We start from the raw sequence: 18313 nt of genomic DNA, 5'->3' as shown, positions 1-18313 counted from the left end.
GCTCAGCGAGCGCGGGCCCAAGCGGCGAGGTCGAGCAAGCCGGCGCTGGGCGTGCTGTGGGTGCGCAGGAGGGACGAGAGGGACTGGCGGACCTGCGGGTGGGTGCGGGTGTGCTCGGGCGCGGCACGGCGGGCCGCCTGAAGGCACAGGTGAGCGTCTTCGTGGCGACCGAGGGTGAGCTGGGCGCGGGCCAGATCGATGAAGTAGTGGGAGCGACGCTCGGCGGGAAGTTCGTCGGGCGGGTGCCAGGACGCCGCGCGTTCGATACCCAGTGGATCTCGAAGTTCGACGGCGACTGCGAGTTCGTGGATGCGTAGGGAGGCCGGGCCGAACGCGGTGCCGACGTAGATTCCCTCGGGCGCCCTGCCCGCGGCGCGGCGGGCCTCACGCAGGTGGTCGGCGGCGAGGTCGGCTTTGCCCGCCCGGCCGGCCACGACTGCGGCGCGCATGTGCAGGGCACCGAACGCGGCCAAGGAGGAGGTCGTGCCGAGATCGGGCACGTGGTCAGCGGCGAGTTCGAGAGCGCGGGCGGCGGTGTCCAGGTCGCCGGTGGCGAAGAAGGTTTCGGTTCGCACGTATGCAACGGCGGCCAGTAGCAGCGGGTCCTCGGCGATCTGGGCGGCCGAGCGCATCAGGTCGATCAGCCGGGCTGACAGATCCAGGTAGCCGAACTTGAACGCCACGCCGTCAGCAGCCCGCAACGCCAAGGTCAGCAGGGCGGCGGCGTGGCGCTGGCCTGCCGCGTCGCCCAGTTGACCGGCGCGGGCGAGTTCGGCGATGAGGTCGGGCAGGCGGCGGGCGAGGTTGCCGTAGCGGGACTGCAGCCGGTCGTCGCTGGCTCGGATGATCTCGCCGTGCAGGTCGTCCGGAGACCTGGTTGGTCCGTCGTCGGGCAGGTCCAGTCGGTCAAGCGCGCGGCGCAGGCGCGGGATGGCGGCGTGGATGACGTCGGCATCGGGTGCCGGTGCGTCCTCGTGAACGGTCCGCTCGGCAGGGAGCGTCACCAGGCTCGACGAAGGTGAGATCAGGACCGTGGTGATGTCGGCAGCAGGTTGCCGAAGGCTACGTCGTAGCAGGTCGTCGAGTACGTCGAGCGAGATCTGCAGGGCGGTGGCGAGGCCGCGCCGCTGCCAAGGCTGAGGTGACTGGACCCCACGTTCCCAACGTCCGATGGTGGTCCGTTCGACCTTCAGGGTGACGGCGAGGGCTTCCTGGGTATAACCAGCGGCCTCGCGGGCAGCTGCGAGCGGGGTGAGAGGCCGTGCTGCCATCGCGTTGTCCCTCCTTCCAGACCCTCCATAGCGCACAGTACTCGCCGGTTTTCGCAGCGTAGGGAGGGTGTCGCCTCATCGCTGCCTCATGGCCGCTCCGTTCTCGACCACGGCTGACGATCCGGCTGATCGCCAATCGCAGTTGCATGCCCATCTGGGTGAAGCCCCTCGCTCCAGCAGACCACTAGCGCGCTGGTCAGCGCCTGGGTCGCCCCGTTGACGCCTCGTTCTCGCCGCACGGCCGCTCTGGTGATCGGCAAGGGCGGCGTCGTTGACTGGGATTCGGCCTGCGGTGGGCGACCTCCGACCGCCCATCGCAGGCCATACCGGTCTCGGCCACTCCTCTCGGTACGGAAAGTGAGCTTGTTGCAGTGGATATGCGCGAGGTGCAACCAGCACGCTCACCCGCGCCGGTTGACCAGTCGAGCCTGGTGCCCCGCTGATGTCGCACAAGATCACCATCGAGCACTCGTTCGCGTCCGGGCATCGCTTACCGCACCTGGGCGGCAAATGTGTAAGCCTGCACGGCCACTCCTGGTCGGTCGCGGTGACAGTGAGCGCCGCGGAGCTAAGCCCCGAGGTGACCGTCGTGGAGTTCGGCGCGCTGAAGGTCGGGGTACGGCGCTGGATCGACGAGCACCTCGACCACGCCACGATGCTCGGCGTCCGCGATCGGCTGATCGCCGAAGGCAACCGGGTGTTCCGCTTCGGGGCCGAGCAACCGGCCGACCATGCCGAAGAATTCGGATACGGGCTGCCGTGGCCCACGGTGGAGGCAGTGGCGGTACTGCTGGGCCGAGTCGCCGAGAGCACGCTGATCGGACTTGCACGCGCCGACGGTGCGCGGGTCGAGCGGGTCCTGGTCCGCGAGACCCAGTTGAACACTGCCGTCTACGAACCCCCGGTTGTGCGATGAGCACCACCACGTTGGCCTCTTTGAGGCGTCACCTCGGTTATCGTCCTGTCCGTCGATCGTGAGAGCACCATGATGACCTCCACCACCACTCCAGCTCTCGGTCCGCTTGTCGGGGCATACGGCCTCGTCGGGCACGAGGAGCGTCTCCTGCTCGTCCGAGACCGGGACGCCAGCGCCTTCCGGCTACCCGGCGGTCGAGTACAACCAGGTGAATCCGTTGAGGACGCCCTGCGGCGCTCCGTGCGGGAACAGACCGACGTCGACCTCGCCTACCTCGACTTCTGCGCCACCGTCGAACTGCGCGATCACACCTCACCGAACGGGCCTGCCCTCTACGAACTGGCCCTGCTGTTCGACGTGACTCTCGCTGGCCCCGAAGCCGCCCGGTCCAGCGAACACGAACTGCGGTGGCTCACCCAAGCGGACCTCCACCAAGTCGAGCTGCGCCCCGCGGTCATCGCGGAACGACTGCGAAGCGACGCACTGACCGTCGAACACCCGTGGTGGCCGCACCACTCCTGACCCTCACCGTCCACGGCCCGGTCCATTCGGCGCAGCTACGTGAGCCGGGCGCGCCCGAAGAACCGAAGGAACCATGCTGTCGGCACCCGACCTCACCGCTGCCCTGCCCGCGGCACAGGCCGCGATCGATCTTGCGGTCGAGCATGTCCTCAGCCACCGTCCTCGCTCGATCCGGTACAAGGGCGACCGCGACCCTGTGTCCGAAGTGGACGAGGACGTCGAACACGTGGTCCGCCAACGGTTGATTGCCGATGGACGCACCGAAATCGGGTTCCTCGGAGAGGAAACCGGCGCGGTTGGCAACCAGGAGACGTACTGGGTTCTCGATCCCATCGACGGCACGATCAACCACCACCACGGCAGTCCCTTGTGCGCGATCGCGCTCGGGCTCGTGCACAACCACCGCCCCATCCTCGGCGTCACCGCGCTTCCCTTTCTCGGACACCGCTACTGGGCGACCGACGGGCAGGGCGCTTACCGCGACGGAGAACCAATCGCCGCCTCGGGCACTGAGTCGCTCGATCGAGCCCTGATCGGGTTCAGCGACTATGGCAGCGGCCAGGACACTGCGCTACGAGACGTGCTCTGCTCCACTGTGGACCGGGAACTCACGGCACGAGCACAAGGGCTTCGCCGTTACGGCTCGTCCGCACTTGACCTCGTCTGGGTCGCCGACGGCACCCTTGATGCCTGCGTCCTGCTCGGCAACCGGACCTGGGACACCGCGGCCGGGGCCGTCATCGCCCGAGAGGCCGGAGCCCTCGTCCTGGATGCCGACGCCAGCCCTCACACCACTCGTTCCCGGTGCGCGATTGCCACCACGCCGGGACTTCGCGAGGAGTTGCTGCCCTTCCTGCGGGTCTTGCGTGGCACCCGTTTTTGGCCCGATGGCGACCGACACGAACCCGTCATGAGTCCGACCAGTTTGCCGCAGAGCAGTGAACCACAGTGAGGAGCCGGACACGAAGGCGGACGCGATGGTGATCCTGCCGAGTCCTCGCTGCTCGCCGGAAACCCCCGAACTGCCGTTCGATGCTGTCCACGATAAAGCCGCGTGCCGCCATGCCGACAACGGACCACTCACCGAGTACCTCCCCAGCCTTGGACAACTGCCCGCCACGGGGCCGTCCGCGCTTCCGCTCGACCTCGACGAGGAACGAGCCGCCGCGCGGCGGGCCGCGCTGGAGGGACCGCGGCCCGACGACGAGCACCTGGCGCTTCTCGACCGCGTGCTGCAAGCACTGCGCCGCCTGTGACCAGCGCCGCCGCGACCTTGGCTGGAGTCCGTTTCATGCACCCGGCAACCGATGGCCTCAAGATTCCCGACCCGATCCCGGACGCTTCGATCTTCCAGCCCGCGCCGTGGGTCGCTCCGTCTTCCGAGCAGCTTCCCTTCCTCCGCCGGCGGCTTCACGAGCACTACGCCAACATCGCGGCCGAGGGCGCCCAGCAAGGACGTACAGGCCAGGTCGCCCGAGCCGCCGCGGCGGAGAGCGAGGGCCGGGAAGTGCGTCGATACGCCCGCGATGAAGCCGACCGCCTCCAGAACGCGAGCCTGACGTGGGTCGACCACGAGGCGATCGAGATGGCCGTGACCTACTCGTCCACCCCGTCCACCGAACCCGCCAGCCCGGACCGAATGCCCAGCATGACCGGCTTCATGCTGTTCGAGAGCTGCATCGGCGGCGCCCTCTATGACGCCGCGCGTGCGCAAGACCTGCCAGGCTCAGGATGGACACCAGCCCCCTGGCTCTACGACGTCTCCGGTTACGTCGAGGCCCCAATCGTCGCCATCAGCTGGTCACACCTGCCACCGCCGCACGAGGACCGGGTCCAACTGTCGTTCTACACCCCAAATCGGCCGCCCCACTGGACCGGCCTGCCCCCGGACACGTTCGTCGCCCAGTGGGCAGCGACAAAGACCCGCTACAGCGCGGGCTACTTCGCCGACCATGTCCGCTCGGTCTCGGCCCGGATGAGCCCGATGCCGGTACTCGCTACCTTCACCGCGACCCTTCAATTCGGTGAACTGCTCCCCGAACCCGACGCGAACCACTGCGCCGGGTGGGTCCAGACCGTCTACGGCCTATGGCAATTGCTCGACCACAAAGTCAAGAAACCGCTGACCCAGACCGATGTGATCGCAGCTCCGCGATCAGTGACCCGAGGCGACGCCCGAGCCGGCATCATCGCGACGAGCGCCGTGAACATCGTCCGGGTACACCCGCGGTTCAGGACCGAAGACCTGCCTCCCCACGACGGAGACGACAACGCCGACCACGACACGTCGGACAACAGCCGCCGCTCGCCTCACTATCGCCACCGGTACTGGCGCGGCCCGTATCGAGCAAACATGTGTATGAACACCTGGGGGCATAGCGAAGGAAACTGCGAACACAAAGAGGTGTCCGTGGGTCGGCATTTGTGTCGTCTGCCACGGCCGTGGGACCACCACGTGGCCAGTCATGGGACCACCGACAGCGGTGCAGAACTGGAACAGGTTATCGCGATGGCGATTGGCGGACGCTGTGTTCCCGGATGGCCGGTCAGCGGCTATGAGCGGACGTTCAGGCGGCCCGGAATCTGGCTGCTGATCTTGATAGTGCGGGCCAGCGGCCGAACTTCACCTGTGAACACAGTCAGTGCTGGGCGGCAGCAGCAACCGCGGTGGATTCTCAGACCGTGCGGCGCTCTTGCCGGTCGAGTTCGGCCAGCGTGCGTAGCGGATTCACGATCAGATCGAACAGACAGCTCGTCCGACGAGCCCATTGCATCGGGTTGTTGCCCTCGTCGAACGCAGCGGCGGACGCGAACTGGTCCTGGAGGTTCACCGGCAGCTTGCCGGCCAGAGCCGCACCGAGCTCGCGACGCAGGAGAGCTTGCGGAGACGACGGCCGAATGAATCGACTAAGCCTGTCGGTGGCCGGGACAGGGGTGTCGGAGGTGCCATCGAGAGCCGTGGCGGCTTCTCGCACCCAATCGTCGTCGCAGGCGTCAGGGAGCGGTACGGCGACCTGCTGGACGCTGGCGATCGCGCTCCGTCCCAGGGCGAGTGAGAGTCCGCCGGGGTCCTCGTGATAGTTGAGGTAGCGGGCGACGTCCACGCCTGGAGGGCAGACCTCGTCGAGAACTACGTCACCCATGAAGTCGCTGGGGTCTATGAGCCAGCCCTCCCGCACAACGACGGACGGCACCAGAAGAACGCGGTACAGGTAGAACTGGCTGCCGCGGTCAGCTTGGTCGCGCATCCGCCTCAGCATGTTGTGGACCGCGGACTCGTATGTGCCGACATGGAGGGCTTTCCCGCGCTGGCGCGCGGCCCACGCGGCGACCCGCTTCGCGCCGCCCATCACTCTTCGTGTCTCGGGCGTGAGATCGGCCGCCGGGTCGAAGTCCCTCGTCGGCCAGTCCGGCACCGTGGTCGTGTGGTACCAGGCGAACTGTGCGATCTTGTCGGCGTCGAGCGCAAGATCGTCGGGATTGACCGTCACCCGGGGAGCGTTTTCGTGTTCGCACGTCGTTCCGCACCCAGGGCACACCTCTCTACCTTGCTCCCAGCGGTCGATCCAATCGAGTCCGACCAGCCACTCGTGGGCGCAGATCCCGCACAGCATGCGGCGGTCGCGCGAGAAATCGATCGGCCGTTCCATGGCTCCATTATCCGGAGGGAGGTCGATGGCGGCGGATCGAGCCGTTGTTACCGCAGGTGCAGCGCTGGCGTCCGTGTCGGGTCGGGCCACTCTCGGCCGTCTCATCGCCGACCCATCCATAGAGACACTGCCGTGTTGATCGCGTCGCTCAGTGGCCTGTGCCAGCGGCATCAAGGTCACTGCGCAAACAATCGGAATCGGTCATCCACCGTTCGACCGCACATCGGCATTACAGGACATTCGGTCGCCATCGCCATGATCGCTCCGCGACGCAGATCTGGAACACGTTTCTCTCGGTAGATTACCGCTGTCGCTGGTCCCATGACTGGCAACGTGGTTGTCCCACGACGGTGGCAGACGACAATTTGCGCGGGCCGGTCGGCGCGCCATTCCGCGAGCGTGTCACGGAACTGCGGGGCTCACCGGCTCGTAACTCCGGCACCGGCCAGCCCAAGCCGTAGACCGCGACCTGCACGTCGATGATGAGGCGAGGCGCCCTCGGGCTCGATACGTCGCATGCTCCGAGGTAGTCGGCTCGAAACATCAGATCAGAGCTGGCCTGCCTGTTACGCCTTCTCGGGCCGGCGGTCATGGCTCGAATCGGAAACCGTAGGTTCGGTCGCCGATGGGCACGCGACCGTAAGGTGATCGGCGCTGCAGGAGGATGCCCGCCAGCGCCTGGTCGACGAGGTCTTCAAGATCGGCGATGCTGCGTCGTTCCAAGAGCATGACGTAGTGCGTTGCGTGGGGGCTTTCCCTTGGGCGGTTGCCAGGCGGAGTCTTCATTGATGCGGAGGCAATGTTCGACGCCGTGTCGTGGGCATCTCCAGACGGCGGGTATCTCGGCGTCTGTCGAGAATGGCACGGTGAACTCGTGTCCTTTTCGGCACGCGAAGCGGACTTGAATCCGCGGCGCCGGCCGCGCATCGCGATCCGGTTCGCCAGTGTGCGTTCCCAGGCGGTAGCCCCGCAAGACGCGTCTGGGCATCATGATCTCCGCTCGCGTATCGGATGGGCTGGTGTCGCGAGCCGTTCTCGTGCCCGCTGTCGCTTGGCTATGGGGCTTTGGTTTTGGTCCGGGTAGCGCCGCCGCGTCCACGCAGCACCACGCCGGACTCGGTCAGGATTCGGTGCACGAAGCCGTACGAGCGGTCGGTGGCCTCGGCCAGTGCACGGATGCTGGCGCCCTTTTCGTACTTCTTCTTCAGGTCAGCGGCCATCTTGGTGCGGGCCTCGCCGGTGATCCGGCGTCCCTTGGCCGTGGTGTGTGCTGCCATGTCGTTCGCTCCTCTTCGCGTTCAGGCGGTCGGTTGGTCGGAGTCGAGGGCGTCGCGCCGGGCGATGACGGTGGCCTTGCTCTTGTCGGCGCCGGGGCCGGCGGCGGTGTAGTAGTCGATGGCCTGGCTGTAGCAGCGGTGGGCCTCGGCGGTGTCGCCGAGCGCGGCGTGGACCTCGCCGAGCACGGTGCATAGGTCGGCCAGGTAGCCGACCGAGCCGTAGTCGCGCACGGCCTGCTCGATCGCGGCGAGCTCCGACACTGCCTCGGCGGCTTGCCCGTTCAGGGTCAGGGCCCGTGCCAGGTGCAGGACGGTGCGGGCGTGGCCGATGTCATCGCCGATGCCGGTGAACATGCTCGCCGCCAGCCGCAGGTGGTGGAGTGCGAGCGGGGCGTCGGCGATCTTGGGGTGCAGGGCGGTTTCGCCGAGGCGTCGGTGTCGCAGCGCGATGCTGCGGGCGTCGTTCATCCCCTCGGCGATTTCGAGGGCATGTTCGAGGTCAGGGAGGGCGGCGTGCGGGTCGTCGGCCTTGAGGTGGGCGCGGGCGCGGGTGGACAGCGCGCCGGAGTGCAGCCACGGGTCGCCGACTTCGGCGGCGCGCTCGACGGCGATCGTGCAGATGGCGACGGCGGCCTCGTGGTGGCCGAGGTTGGTCTCGCCGAAGCCCTGGCGGGTGCGGCAGACGACCTCCAGGATGTGCCCGGCGTCGGCGGCGGCATTGGCCCCGAGGAACTGCGAGCTCACCAACTCACCGGCGGTGTAGTTGGGGCGCAGCGGGTTCCACAGGACCTCGCCGAACTGGTACACCAGCTCCGTCCAGCCCTGGTCGGCGGCGTCCTGTTGAGCGGCGAGAAGGTTGGCGCGTTCGGTCTCGGCCCATTCCAGGGCGGCCTTCGCGTCGGCGAACATGCCGGTGTCCAGATCGGTGTAGACGGGGCTGAACCGGCGAGGGAAAGGATTGATGATCTTGTCGGCCGCCGCCGCGCGCCGCAGGTACCACTCGATCATCCGGCGGCGCACCGCAAGCCGCTTGGCCTGGTCATCCTGGCCTGCCAGGGTTTGCACGTGCTCTCGCAGGACGTCGTGCAGCCGGTAGCGCTCGTCCCCGGACTCGGTGACGAGGTTCGCCTCCACCAGCCGCCCGAGCCCGCGGCCGACGTCGGTGACCGGCACGTCGAGCCCGGCGGCGAGCGGCTCGGCGGTGAACTCGACGCCGGGATGCTCGGCCAGACCGCGGTAGAGCCGGGCGGTGGTGGCGTCTAGGTCGTGTCCTGCAATTCATCGTAGCCAGAGGATGATGGCGGCGATGGTGAGTTCTGCCTGGTAGTAGGCGGCGCGTTTGGCGTAGCGGGTGGCTAGGTCGCGGAACTGTTTGAGCCGGTTGAAGCAGCGTTCGACGACGTTGCGCTGCTTGTACAACTCGGCGTCGAAGGCGGGCGGGCGTCCGCCCCGTGAGCCGTGCGCGGCGCGGCGGGCGATTTGGTCGTCGCGTTCGGGGCTGACGAACCGGATCCGGCGTTGTCGCAGGGCGTGGCGGGTCGAGGGGTGCGAATAGGCCTTGTCCGCGATCACCACCTCGGGACGGCGGCGTGGGCGGCCAGGCCCGGTGCGAGCGACACGGATCCCGTCCAGCAGCGGCACCAATTGTGGATTGTCACCAGCCTGCCCCGGGGTGAGCACAACCCGCATGGGCAGCCCGCGTCCCTCGACCACGAGGTGGATCTTGGTGCTCAATCCGCCGCGGGAACGTCCGAGTCCTTCGCCGTCGACCGCGATCGCCTCGATGGCGGGCGTGCAGCCCCCTTTTTCCGGGCTCCCGCAGCATGCTGGTGAGCCCGGACCACCGAGGAATCGACACTGATGACCCACTCCACGTCCCCGACAGCGTCGTCTTTGACGATCACCTCGTCCAGAATCCGCTGCCAAGTACCGTCCTTGGTCCACAACCGCAGCCGCTCATGGGCGGTCTTCCACGGCCCATACCGTTCGGGCAGATCACGCCAGGGCGCGCCGGTCCGAAGCTTCCACAGAATCGCATTGATCACCTGCCGGTGATCCCGCCACCGCCGCCCCGGCCCCGACACCGCCGGCAGCAGCGGCTCAATCCGCGCCCAGGCCCGATCCGTCAACTCACCCCGACCAACCACGGACAAGATCAAACCCCATCCGCAGCTAGATCATTTACAGGACACGCCCTAGGTCCTCGTAACTCATCTGCAGCACTCCTTCAACGGACAGCTCGTGCGGGTCCAAAGCGCCAGTGGACGCCTCGGCGAGGTGGGTCAGCCGGGTGATCAGGCGCGCCGGGTCGCGCCGGGGGTAGGCGGCGAGATGGGCTCCGGCGATGGTTAGGGCCAGCGGATGCCCGTGACAGCGGATGGCCAGCGCGTGCAGCAGCTCCTCGCCGATGGGCTGTCGATCCTCGTCGAGGAGGCCGGTCAGGAGCGCGGCGCCGGTGGCGGCGGGGAAGCAGTCGAGGTCGAGGTGGCGGAAGCCCGCGATGGCCAGCTCGGCGAGCCGATTGCGGCTGGTGACCAGGATCGTGCCGCGCGCCGTGGCAGGTACCAGGGGCTGCACCTGCTCGGCGGAACGGGCGTTGTCGACCAGCATGGCCACCGCCTTGTCCGAGGTGACCGTTCGGTACAGCGCGACCAGCTCGGCCACCTCGCCCGGCAGGTCGTCGGCGGCGACGCCGAGCGCGCGGAGCCATCCGGCGAGGACCTGCGCGGTGGCCGGTGGCGGGTGGCCGCTCCAGCCGTTGAGGTCCACGTGCAGCACGCCGTCGGGGTGGCGCTCGTGGTGTCCGTCGAGCCAGCGCACCGCCAAGCCGGTCTTGCCGACCCCGCCCAGGCCGGTCACCACCACGCGGGTCGGGCCCGCCGTGGTGAGCAGACGGTCCAGCCGCTCCAATTCATCTGCGCGGTCGACCCAGGTGTGCGCGGGCGGCGGAAGCTGCCGGGGAACCGGCACTCGGTGCTCGGGAGCGTGCAGGACGATGGTGTCGGCGGTTACCGTGCGGGCTTGCAGCACCTGGCCGTGGACCGATCCGGACACGGTGTTGATGTGCTCGGCCTTGTTCATGCGCGCTCCGCGGGCTCGGGACGGCGGTCGGCGAGCACGGCGTTGCCCCACAGGCACTCGCGTACGGGCAGGGTGAGCCCGTCCGGTCGCCACAAGCCGATCGGCGCCACGCCGTCCGGGTGTGGTTGCCACGGTCCCAGCAGGTCGGCGAACTGCCGCCGGCTTCGGTGGACGAGCGTGATCCCGGCCCTGGCGAGACAGTCCTCGATCGCACCGGCCGATTCCAGCCCGAGGACGATGCCGTCGGCGTGTGAGGCGGCCAACAGCGAGCCGGGTGCCAGCCGCTCGTGGTACCTGGCCAATGCGGCGGCCGGATCCTCGGCGTCGGGCAGGCAATGCAACACCGACCCGGCCACCACGCCCACCGGGCGAGTCAGATCGAGCAGCCGAGTGGTCACGGCATGGTCGAGCACCTCGTCAACGTGCCGCAGGTCGGCCTCGATCACCCCGGTGCTCGGATCGTCCGCATGGACGATCAGACCGAGACCGGCGATGGCTATGGGGTCGCGATCGACGTAGACGACGCGGACGTCAGGACGTTCAGCCTGGGCGAGATGGTGCACGGGGTGGGCGCTGAACATGCCCGCACCCAGGTCGAGGAACTGCTCGATTCCGGTCGTGAGCATGTGAAGGACTGCGCGGCGGACGAAGGCGCGGCTCTCGCGGACGAATACGTCATACCCAGGCACCAGCGTGGTGATCTTGTCGGCCACGGCGCGGTCGGCCGCGAAGTTGTGCCCACCACCGAGCAGGTAGTCGTAGATCCGGAACAGCGACGGCGCGTCGGGGTCTACCTGTTGTTCAAGACCGGACGCGCTCTCATGCGTCGCCATCACCGTGACGTTCTCCCACCCCGTCTCGCCATCACGAGCCGACTCACCGTGCGTCTGGTCGACCCACCTGCCGTGACCTGCGGCGCACCAGCACCAGTCGAACCGGCTGGGTCGATTCGTGTGGGCGATTAGACGGCTGTATCAAGATCTGAACCAGAGCGGCGGCGAGGCGCTGGTGAGGCGCCAATGAGGCGACACCACACGTGAGCTCGACAGCAGCGGCGGCATGGTTCACCCGGTTGAGTGGGAGGGCGGATAGGTAGGCTTCGAACGTGCTGGCCCTGACGGGACCGCTTCGACGAACGGCGCTTGGAGGGCCTGCTCATGGGCGAGCTCGGTGTGATCCGGAGTTACGCCTACTGGTCGGATCGCCGTATCCGGGACATCGCGTCGGCAAACGGCATCGCCCTCGAACGGCGCGTGAGTTGGAAGGCCAAGACGGCGTCGATTCCCTTGATCGGTGGGCTCGAATTTGCGCAGGAGGCGCGCACGCTCGACCGTGCTGAGGTCGCACGTCGAATCGAAACGGCGATCGGAGACCTCGCAGTCGAGGACTTCGTCACCCCGCCGCCGGCGGTGTTCGCCAAGGGCGTCGGCCGTGTCGAGTTCGCCCAGTTCACGGGCGGTATTGAGAAGCGACAAGGCGTCGTGATGTACGTCAGCACTCGCAGCAGCACTGGCGTCCGCGTCGATGTGTGCCTGTTCGGCAGCCTTGAGAACACCGCCGACTACGTCGGCGGCTCCGACAAGCCACCGGAAGGATGGTCGTCCTCCGCAGCTCGGGCGATTGCTCTGTACATCCGGAGCCGCGGCACGATCAACAATTCACAGTGGGACGACCCAGAGTCCATCGCGGTCGAAGCCCTGAAGATCGCGACCGAGCAGGGCGTGACCGGAACCTGGGACGAACACGAGGACAAGCCCTGGACGCGGGGCTTCACGCTCGGCCACGCGACTGAATCCGAGTGGTTCGCGCAGATCTACAGCGACGTCGTGCTCGACAAAGACCGGTGGACCTTTGACCGCGACGGCGGCATCAGCCCAGACGTCGAACGCATCCTCATCGGCGCTCCACTGTGGGTACGGACTCCGGGCGCACACGCCGTCACCCGCTACCGGGACCTACGTCGAGGGAGCGGCGGGGAACATGACGGTCGGCTCCTGCCTGGCCTGGATGGCCAACGCCTACGTCGTTGACGGGACACAATGATCGAGTGGGCGACGACTGGGAGCTGCGCTGGGCATCGGGAGCCCGGCGGTTCTACGTCGCCGAGATCGTGCGGCAGGCGAGTTACGCCTTGGCCGCGGTGCAACAGGCTCTCATTCTCAGCCGGGATCCGCAGCGGCGTTCCGAGGCGTGGCCTGCGGTCCAGTCGTTCCTCACCGCGTCCGCCATCATCAGCAAGCTGTTGTGGCCCGTCAGGGCCGATGGAGCGGATCCCAAGTCCCGTTGGCGTCGCTTCCGCGCCGACCGACTGCGGACAGAGCTGATGATCAGCGACACCTCGGCCCTCCGGGACAGGAAGGTCCGGGACTCCGCCGATCACTTCGACGAACGCATCGACGACCTTGTCCGCGACCAGCGCATCCCACAGTCGTGGACAGACCTGGCGGATGCGGAGTTCGTGCGGCAGCCAGCCCCGTTCCGCGCCATCGACCCTGACACTGGCGAGGTGCTCGCAGGCCATGATCGAATGGCTCTGGGGCCAGTCATCGCGGAGCTGAATGCGGTTCTGCGGCGGTGCGAAGACATCGAGCCCGGATTAACCAGCGCTCCAGACATCGCCATGCTGCTAGCCACGCTGAGGTGGCCGCCGCTGCCGTCCCTGTTCGCCCCCACCGAACGCCCTGACGAACCGGTCATTGCCGGGGCTACGTTTGGAACGACCGGGCCTCAGTCCCTGGAAGAGCTCATCGCACTGGTTGCCGACCAACTCTCCGACCACCCGGAGCCGAACCGACCACACGGCGCAGACGGATAGTTACTACGACCGGCTGGCTCAGTTCTCGTCGAAGTGCGCCTCGGCGGCCCGGCGGATCTGCGCTAGGCGCTTCGAGACGGCGCTGTGGTTGGCGTACCCGAGCACGTCCGCGATCTCGGTCTTCCTGGTCACGCCGCTGTTGAGCAGCACGACGATCTGCCGGTTCCGGGCGTCCAGCAGTGTGAGGAAGTCGTTGGTGACCAGGTTGTCCAGCACCTCGCTCTCCGGCCCTTGGACCGGGATGGTGTCGGTCAACTCGACGAACTTCACCGTGACCTTGCGTCGTTTGCCGTGCAGCTTGCGTTCGAAGTCTTCGCGTGCGTACGACCAGTGGCTGGAGAAGTCGTCCTCGATGCGGTGGGAGCGGACGGCGTCCAGGATGCCGCGGAGCTGGCCGGTCCGGTCGGCGGCTTCCACGGTCTCGACCACGGCGTCGTGGGCGTCGTCCTCGCCGAACCACACGGGCCCGCCCATCCGCGGGTTGCCGGCGATGGCCCCGGCGAGCACGCTGCCGTCCTCCAGGAGGACCGGGCCGGGCGTCTTGCCCTTGTCGACCTCGGGGAAGTCCCGCAGCCGGTCTTGGATCGTGGCGGTGACCGCGGGCACCCAGAAGTCGAGGTTGTGGGCCAGCAGCCGGATCGGGTCGTCGGCTGAGAACGCCTTCATCTTCGACCCCGACATCAGGTGCGGCCAGACCGTCCACGCCCAGGCGCGGGCGAGCCGGGCTTCGAAATCGGTCGGCAGGAAGTCGTCGATGCCGGCCCAGTCGGCCATGAACGGCCACTGGCCGCCACGCAACAGCGGGAGTCCGAACATGTCCAGGATGCGCTTGGGCAGCAGGTGGAACAGCGGCGCGTACTCGAAGTACCGCGCCCGCGTCCGGGGCACGAATGTGACATTGACGTCGCCGAGATCGGCGATCTTCGCCATCGGCTTCGGCAGGTCGTCCAAGTCGAAGAAGCGCCGCCGGAACTGGGCCGCTTCCCACAGCATGTTCCACTGCGCGAGTGCGACGAAGTCCCGGTCCGAGGTGTGGGACATCGGGAGCGTCGCGTACTCCGGCGGAGCCGGTTCGCGCGGGCGGACGACGCCGCCGAAGATGAATCCGGCTGAGATGTTCCGCAGGGATGGGAACTCCTCCGGAGTGGCCTCGGCCTCGGGGAGGAACACGTCATCGCGCCGCCACGCCAGCACCTCGGCCGCAGTCGGCTCGCGATCCTCGCTCACCTCATCCTCCGCCGTTCGCTGCTCCGTGCGCTGACCGGTCCGCTCGTCGATCTGGGTCATACCTACATCACGACAGTCTCCGCGGGATTCGTTCCGAGCGCCGCGAGAGTCACCGGACGTCACCGCACTCCTCGCCTCCGACGCAACCGCCGAGGACGCTCCTAGACCTCAACCGGACACCGTCCGACACACTCGAACGTATGTGCGAAGAGATGGTACGTTGCTGGTCATGGACCCGCGGCTACTCCGAACTGCTCAACCGGACGGCAGGCTGGCATACGGGCGCGACAGCTCCGGCAGGCCCGTGGCGCTCCTGCCGGCCAGCTGCAAGCTCGGCTTGCACACGCTCCCTCCATCCGAGTATCGGGCGGTTGTGCACGATGGCGAGGTCCATATCAGCTGTCCGGCTTGCGCTGCCGAGGGTGCTGATCATTGCTGGCGGCTGACTACCAATGGCCCGACTCCCGACCGCGCTGAACTGGACGAGGAGACCTATCGCGACCTCGTCCTCCGTCGAGCGAGGACAACACCGTCGTTGGCGGGTGGCCAACGTGATCAATAGCCCGTTCACCACCTGGGAAGGCGACGACGTTCACGGCCGAAGGCCCGTGCTCACCAGCGTCTGGGTCCTGCTGGACGACCTGTTCCCTCGCCCGCCCGATGCCCCTCGACACGTCATCGTGACTGGCCTGGATCTGACGGGCAAGGTGCAAGGCCGGCTCCACGGACGCTTTCCCAGCGTCGACGGCAACTGGCTCGGAGTGGTCAACTACGAGATCAGCTACGCCGATGGCCGCCGCGAGAAGCTGCACCTGGTCGACCAGTTGCTGCCGTTCTCGGTGCTGCGAGAACCGAAATAGCTCGATCGAGCATGCGCCCCGCGCCGTAGAGTTCATGCCCTACGGATGGAGGAGTGAGCGGTGGCGGAACCGGCGGCAGTACCCGACTTCGACGAACGGCTTGCCGGATTCCAGTCGACCACGTTCAAGGAGCTTCGGCCTGGTCAGAGGCAGGTACTGGCCGCCTACGCGGCTCACCACCTCACGACACCGGACGTGGCGATCGAAATGCCGACCGGTGAGGGGAAGACCCTGTTGGCGCTGTTGATCGCCGACTACGCCCTCGACCAGGGAATGTCGGTTGCTTACCTGACCGGCACCCGCCAGCTGGCAGAGCGGGTTGAGGACGAAGCCACCAAGTTGGGCCTGGAGGTCGTCCGGTTCGCCGCGAAGGACTACGGCGGCGCCAAGCTCGACGACTACCACCAGGCCCAGGCGGTGGGCGTGATGAACTATTGGGTCTACTTCAACAGCAGGCCCGTTCCGAAACCCGCCGACCTGGTCATCTTCGACGACGCCCATCTAGCGGAACAGCCGCTCAGCGGGCTACAGACCCTGCGCATCCCCGACAAGCCTGGCCCTGCTCGCGTCCTGTATCGAACGATCTGTGATCTTGTCGTCGCGCACACCGACGCATACGCCGGACTGCAGGCGATGCGCGATGGCACCGCTCGGCCGGGCACCCCGCCCGAGCTGCTGTCGTTCAGCGACTGGGCGGCGATCGCCACAGCGTCGCGGGACGCGATCGAGGCGTCGCCGCTGGTCGCCGACCTCGCGCTCAAGGACGAGTCGGACGAGATCAAGGCAGAGGTCAAGAAGCTCCGGGACGAGATCAAGTGGGTGTGGCCGAAGGTCCGTGAGCACCTCACCCACTGCGGCGTGCTTGTCGGGCCGTCCGGAATCGAGATCCGCCCCTACCACCCGCCGACGGCGCTGAACGCGGGGTACAGCCAGGCCAAGCAGCGGATCTATCTCTCGGCGACCCTCGGTTCGATGGACGACCTGCAACGCCGCATCGGCGGCGGCCGGGTCACCCGGCTGGAGACCGAGCAGCCGCTGCTTTCCGGCAGCACCGGCGAGCGCATGTTCGCGTTGAACCCCTCGTCCGAGCAGGCACTCGACCTCGGCGTGCTCAGCTGGGCACTCGAACAAGTCCAGGCAGCCGGTGGGAAGGCGGCCTGGCTGTGCGCCAGCCACAGCGAAGCGGACACACTGCAAGCGATCCTCGGTGGGCTCGGCCATCCCGTCTACCGCCTCCGGGCCGGCGACGACACCGCAGTCGACGGCTGGAGCCGCGCTCCCCAGGGGCAGTTGATCACTGCGGGCCGCTATGACGGGCTCGACTTCCCCGGCGACATCTGCAAGCTGGTGATCATCACCACGGTCCCGCAGGCCAGCAGCGAGTTCGAGCGGTTCGTGGTCGCCTACCTCGGTGACGCGACCTTCATGCGGCACCGTGTCGGACAACGAGTCACCCAGGCTCTCGGCCGGGCCAATCGCACCGCGACCGACCGCTCGCTGTACCTGGGACTCGACCCGACGTTCGCCCAGATCCTCGCCGACCCAGCGGTTCGCGCGTCCATTCCCGAAGGCACACAGCCGATCGTTCGCGCCGCGCTCGAACTCTACGACCAGGGCTCGGTCGCCACGACCGACGCCTGCCGGGCGTTCTGGCAGGTGGCCCAACCGTCCGGCCCCACCGAACCCGTCAAGCAGGCAACGCCGCGGCGACGGCCACGCCCAGGACGTAGCACCGGCGGCAGCGGTGAGGTCGCTAGCGCCGACGCTGAGGTGTCGGCGGCCACCGACCTGTGGATCGGCGACCACGGCCGCGCTGCTGAGCGAGCACGCGAAGCCGCGGACCTGCTCGCATCCGCCGGAGAGACCGAGCACGCCGCGTTCTGGCGCTACGTCCAAGCCCACGCACTGTTCGACCGCGGACGGAACGAGGACCTCGCCGCCGCGCGCACCGCCCTCGAAGACGCCACCACCAACGGGCCTCGCACCGCGTGGTTCCGCCGGTTGGGCCGCACGGTCGCCGACCTCAAGGGACACGAGCGCACCGCTGACGACACCGACCGCCTCTTCCTCGTGTGGGATGAATGGCGTCGTGAAGCCGGAGGCCGGCTCGACCGCGCACTCTCCGACGGGCGCACCCTGCTCGCCGGCAGCCACGATCAGCAATGCGACGGCCTCAAGGTGCTCGCACGTCTGGTCGGAGCCAGTGGAGAACGACCGCCCAAGACCGAACAAAGCGCCACCGACTGCCGGTGGACCTGGTCAACCGTCAAGCGCGGCGAACGTCGCGTTTGGGAGGTCAAGACCGGCGAACCGCACCCGGTGTCCCGCGGAGACGTCAACCAGCTGCTCGGCCAGATCGAAGTCGAGACCAAGCGCGCAGCCAAGACACGGGTCTACGGCTGCTTGCTCACCCCGGCCACCACCGTCCAGAGCGACGCCGCCGAGGCAGCCCGCGACAGGATCACCCTCATCAATCACGACGCCGCCGTCCGGCTCTACAACCTGCTGGCCGACCGCCTTCAGCAGTACGCAGCGCTCTGCGGCGACGGCAACGCCGAAGCCCGCGGCGAGGCTCGCACGAAGATCGAGGCCACACTGCCGCCTGACGGCTGGCTGGGCAAACTGCTCTCCCCAACCCTCGGGAAGATCATCACCGTGGACGACGTGGCGAGCTTGTTCCCCTCGCGCTGACCC

17 protein-coding genes and 1 pseudogene are annotated in these 18313 nt (G+C 67.8%); 9 read left to right on the top strand and 9 right to left on the bottom strand.

Annotation, left to right across the window (positions count from 1 at the left end):
• Positions 1-2 precede the first annotated feature (2 nt).
• Entirely contained in the window at positions 3-1271 is a 1269-nt protein-coding gene (locus tag ACZ1DY_RS08590; RefSeq protein ID WP_391356894.1) for a helix-turn-helix domain-containing protein, read from the bottom strand.
• 442 nt (positions 1272-1713) lie between these two features.
• Here ACZ1DY_RS08590 and ACZ1DY_RS08585 point away from each other — a divergent pair, with 442 nt between their 5' ends.
• The 4 genes from ACZ1DY_RS08585 (at position 1714) to ACZ1DY_RS08570 (ending at position 3965) form a co-directional block, all read left to right on the top strand.
• Positions 1714-2187, top strand: coding sequence for a 6-pyruvoyl trahydropterin synthase family protein (locus ACZ1DY_RS08585; protein ID WP_391356897.1), 474 nt, complete (start codon positions 1714-1716; stop codon positions 2185-2187).
• Between the two features lie 69 nt (positions 2188-2256).
• Positions 2257-2709 (top strand): NUDIX domain-containing protein, encoded by a 453-nt coding sequence (locus ACZ1DY_RS08580; protein WP_465484098.1) that lies wholly within the window; start codon positions 2257-2259, stop codon positions 2707-2709.
• A gap of 73 nt (positions 2710-2782) precedes the next feature.
• Positions 2783-3661 (top strand): inositol monophosphatase family protein, encoded by an 879-nt coding sequence (locus tag ACZ1DY_RS08575; RefSeq protein ID WP_391356900.1) that lies wholly within the window; start codon positions 2783-2785, stop codon positions 3659-3661.
• Positions 3648-3965: a hypothetical protein gene (locus ACZ1DY_RS08570; RefSeq protein ID WP_465484097.1), complete on the top strand. Its 318-nt coding sequence runs from the start codon at positions 3648-3650 to the stop codon at positions 3963-3965. The genes ACZ1DY_RS08575 and ACZ1DY_RS08570 overlap by 14 nt, the downstream gene beginning before the upstream one ends.
• A gap of 1419 nt (positions 3966-5384) precedes the next feature.
• Here ACZ1DY_RS08570 and ACZ1DY_RS08565 read toward each other — a convergent pair.
• The 4 genes and pseudogenes from ACZ1DY_RS08565 to ACZ1DY_RS08550 form a co-directional block, all read right to left on the bottom strand.
• Complete coding sequence (locus ACZ1DY_RS08565; protein WP_098085241.1) at positions 5385-6359, bottom strand: hypothetical protein; 975 nt, start codon at positions 6357-6359, stop codon at positions 5385-5387.
• A gap of 588 nt (positions 6360-6947) precedes the next feature.
• Positions 6948-7347: pseudogene (locus tag ACZ1DY_RS08560) on the bottom strand (RNA polymerase-binding protein RbpA).
• A 67-nt stretch (positions 7348-7414) separates the two neighbouring features.
• On the bottom strand, positions 7415-7636 hold the full coding sequence (locus tag ACZ1DY_RS08555; protein WP_391356907.1) for a helix-turn-helix domain-containing protein: 222 nt from the start codon (positions 7634-7636) through the stop codon (positions 7415-7417).
• Between the two features lie 21 nt (positions 7637-7657).
• Positions 7658-8701, bottom strand: coding sequence for a tetratricopeptide repeat protein (locus ACZ1DY_RS08550; protein ID WP_391356910.1), 1044 nt, complete (start codon positions 8699-8701; stop codon positions 7658-7660).
• Between ACZ1DY_RS08550 and ACZ1DY_RS08545 the strand changes: the two genes are divergently transcribed.
• On the top strand, positions 8702-8899 hold the full coding sequence (locus ACZ1DY_RS08545; protein WP_391356913.1) for a hypothetical protein: 198 nt from the start codon (positions 8702-8704) through the stop codon (positions 8897-8899).
• A gap of 15 nt (positions 8900-8914) precedes the next feature.
• On the opposite strand, the gene ACZ1DY_RS08540 is transcribed toward ACZ1DY_RS08545, so the two are convergent.
• From ACZ1DY_RS08540 to ACZ1DY_RS08530, 3 genes are all read right to left on the bottom strand, one after another.
• Positions 8915-9783, bottom strand: a protein-coding gene (locus ACZ1DY_RS08540; protein ID WP_377478175.1) for an IS5 family transposase whose coding sequence is annotated in 2 segments (ribosomal slippage) — positions 8915-9415 and positions 9418-9783 — 867 coding nt in all. Because the reading frame shifts where the segments join, the coding sequence is not laid out codon by codon here.
• A gap of 34 nt (positions 9784-9817) precedes the next feature.
• Positions 9818-10717 (bottom strand): hypothetical protein, encoded by a 900-nt coding sequence (locus ACZ1DY_RS08535; RefSeq protein ID WP_465484096.1) that lies wholly within the window; start codon positions 10715-10717, stop codon positions 9818-9820.
• On the bottom strand, positions 10714-11550 hold the full coding sequence (locus tag ACZ1DY_RS08530) for an SAM-dependent methyltransferase (protein WP_391359907.1): 837 nt from the start codon (positions 11548-11550) through the stop codon (positions 10714-10716). Before ACZ1DY_RS08530 ends, ACZ1DY_RS08535 begins: the two co-directional genes overlap by 4 nt.
• 324 nt (positions 11551-11874) lie before the next feature.
• On the opposite strand from ACZ1DY_RS08530, the gene ACZ1DY_RS08525 reads away from it, so the two are divergent.
• Both ACZ1DY_RS08525 and ACZ1DY_RS08520 read left to right on the top strand, forming a co-directional pair.
• Positions 11875-12747: a hypothetical protein gene (locus ACZ1DY_RS08525; RefSeq protein WP_127516251.1), complete on the top strand. Its 873-nt coding sequence runs from the start codon at positions 11875-11877 to the stop codon at positions 12745-12747.
• A gap of 17 nt (positions 12748-12764) precedes the next feature.
• A complete protein-coding gene (locus tag ACZ1DY_RS08520; RefSeq protein WP_391359904.1) occupies positions 12765-13532 on the top strand; it encodes a hypothetical protein in 768 nt (255 codons plus the stop codon).
• An 18-nt stretch (positions 13533-13550) separates the two neighbouring features.
• Here ACZ1DY_RS08520 and ACZ1DY_RS08515 read toward each other — a convergent pair whose 3' ends face one another.
• Entirely contained in the window at positions 13551-14819 is a 1269-nt protein-coding gene (locus tag ACZ1DY_RS08515) for a sigma-70 family RNA polymerase sigma factor (protein WP_172964539.1), read from the bottom strand.
• Between the two features lie 482 nt (positions 14820-15301).
• On the opposite strand from ACZ1DY_RS08515, the gene ACZ1DY_RS08510 reads away from it, so the two are divergent.
• The gene (locus tag ACZ1DY_RS08510) at positions 15302-15619 is read left to right on the top strand and encodes a hypothetical protein (RefSeq protein ID WP_216641980.1); all 318 of its coding nucleotides are present in this window, start codon (positions 15302-15304) and stop codon (positions 15617-15619) included.
• A gap of 60 nt (positions 15620-15679) precedes the next feature.
• Positions 15680-18310 carry a DEAD/DEAH box helicase family protein gene (locus ACZ1DY_RS08505; RefSeq protein ID WP_098085224.1) on the top strand — a complete coding sequence of 877 codons (2631 nt, stop codon included), beginning with the start codon at positions 15680-15682 and terminating at the stop codon, positions 18308-18310.
• Positions 18311-18313 lie beyond the last annotated feature (3 nt).

The sequence above is a fragment of the Amycolatopsis sp. PSD-21 genome (genome assembly GCF_055561455.1).
The sequence above is the reverse complement of the archived record's forward strand: the minus strand, read 5'-3'. Positions and strand labels throughout refer to the sequence as shown.

Excerpts from the sequence above, each read along its gene's own strand:
- ACZ1DY_RS08555 (WP_391356907.1), bottom strand. The coding sequence starts at position 7,636 with ATGGCAGCACACACCACGGCCAAGGGACGCCGGATCACCGGCGAGGCC.
- ACZ1DY_RS08575 (WP_391356900.1), top strand. The coding sequence starts at position 2,783 with ATGCTGTCGGCACCCGACCTCACCGCTGCCCTGCCCGCGGCACAGGCC.
- ACZ1DY_RS08535 (WP_465484096.1), bottom strand. The coding sequence starts at position 10,717 with ATGAACAAGGCCGAGCACATCAACACCGTGTCCGGATCGGTCCACGGC.
- ACZ1DY_RS08585 (WP_391356897.1), top strand. The coding sequence starts at position 1,714 with ATGTCGCACAAGATCACCATCGAGCACTCGTTCGCGTCCGGGCATCGC.
- ACZ1DY_RS08525 (WP_127516251.1), top strand. The coding sequence starts at position 11,875 with ATGGGCGAGCTCGGTGTGATCCGGAGTTACGCCTACTGGTCGGATCGC.
- ACZ1DY_RS08530 (WP_391359907.1), bottom strand. The coding sequence starts at position 11,550 with ATGGCGACGCATGAGAGCGCGTCCGGTCTTGAACAACAGGTAGACCCC.
- ACZ1DY_RS08565 (WP_098085241.1), bottom strand. The coding sequence starts at position 6,359 with ATGGAACGGCCGATCGATTTCTCGCGCGACCGCCGCATGCTGTGCGGG.
- ACZ1DY_RS08515 (WP_172964539.1), bottom strand. The coding sequence starts at position 14,819 with ATGACCCAGATCGACGAGCGGACCGGTCAGCGCACGGAGCAGCGAACG.
- ACZ1DY_RS08590 (WP_391356894.1), bottom strand. The coding sequence starts at position 1,271 with ATGGCAGCACGGCCTCTCACCCCGCTCGCAGCTGCCCGCGAGGCCGCT.
- ACZ1DY_RS08580 (WP_465484098.1), top strand. The coding sequence starts at position 2,257 with ATGATGACCTCCACCACCACTCCAGCTCTCGGTCCGCTTGTCGGGGCA.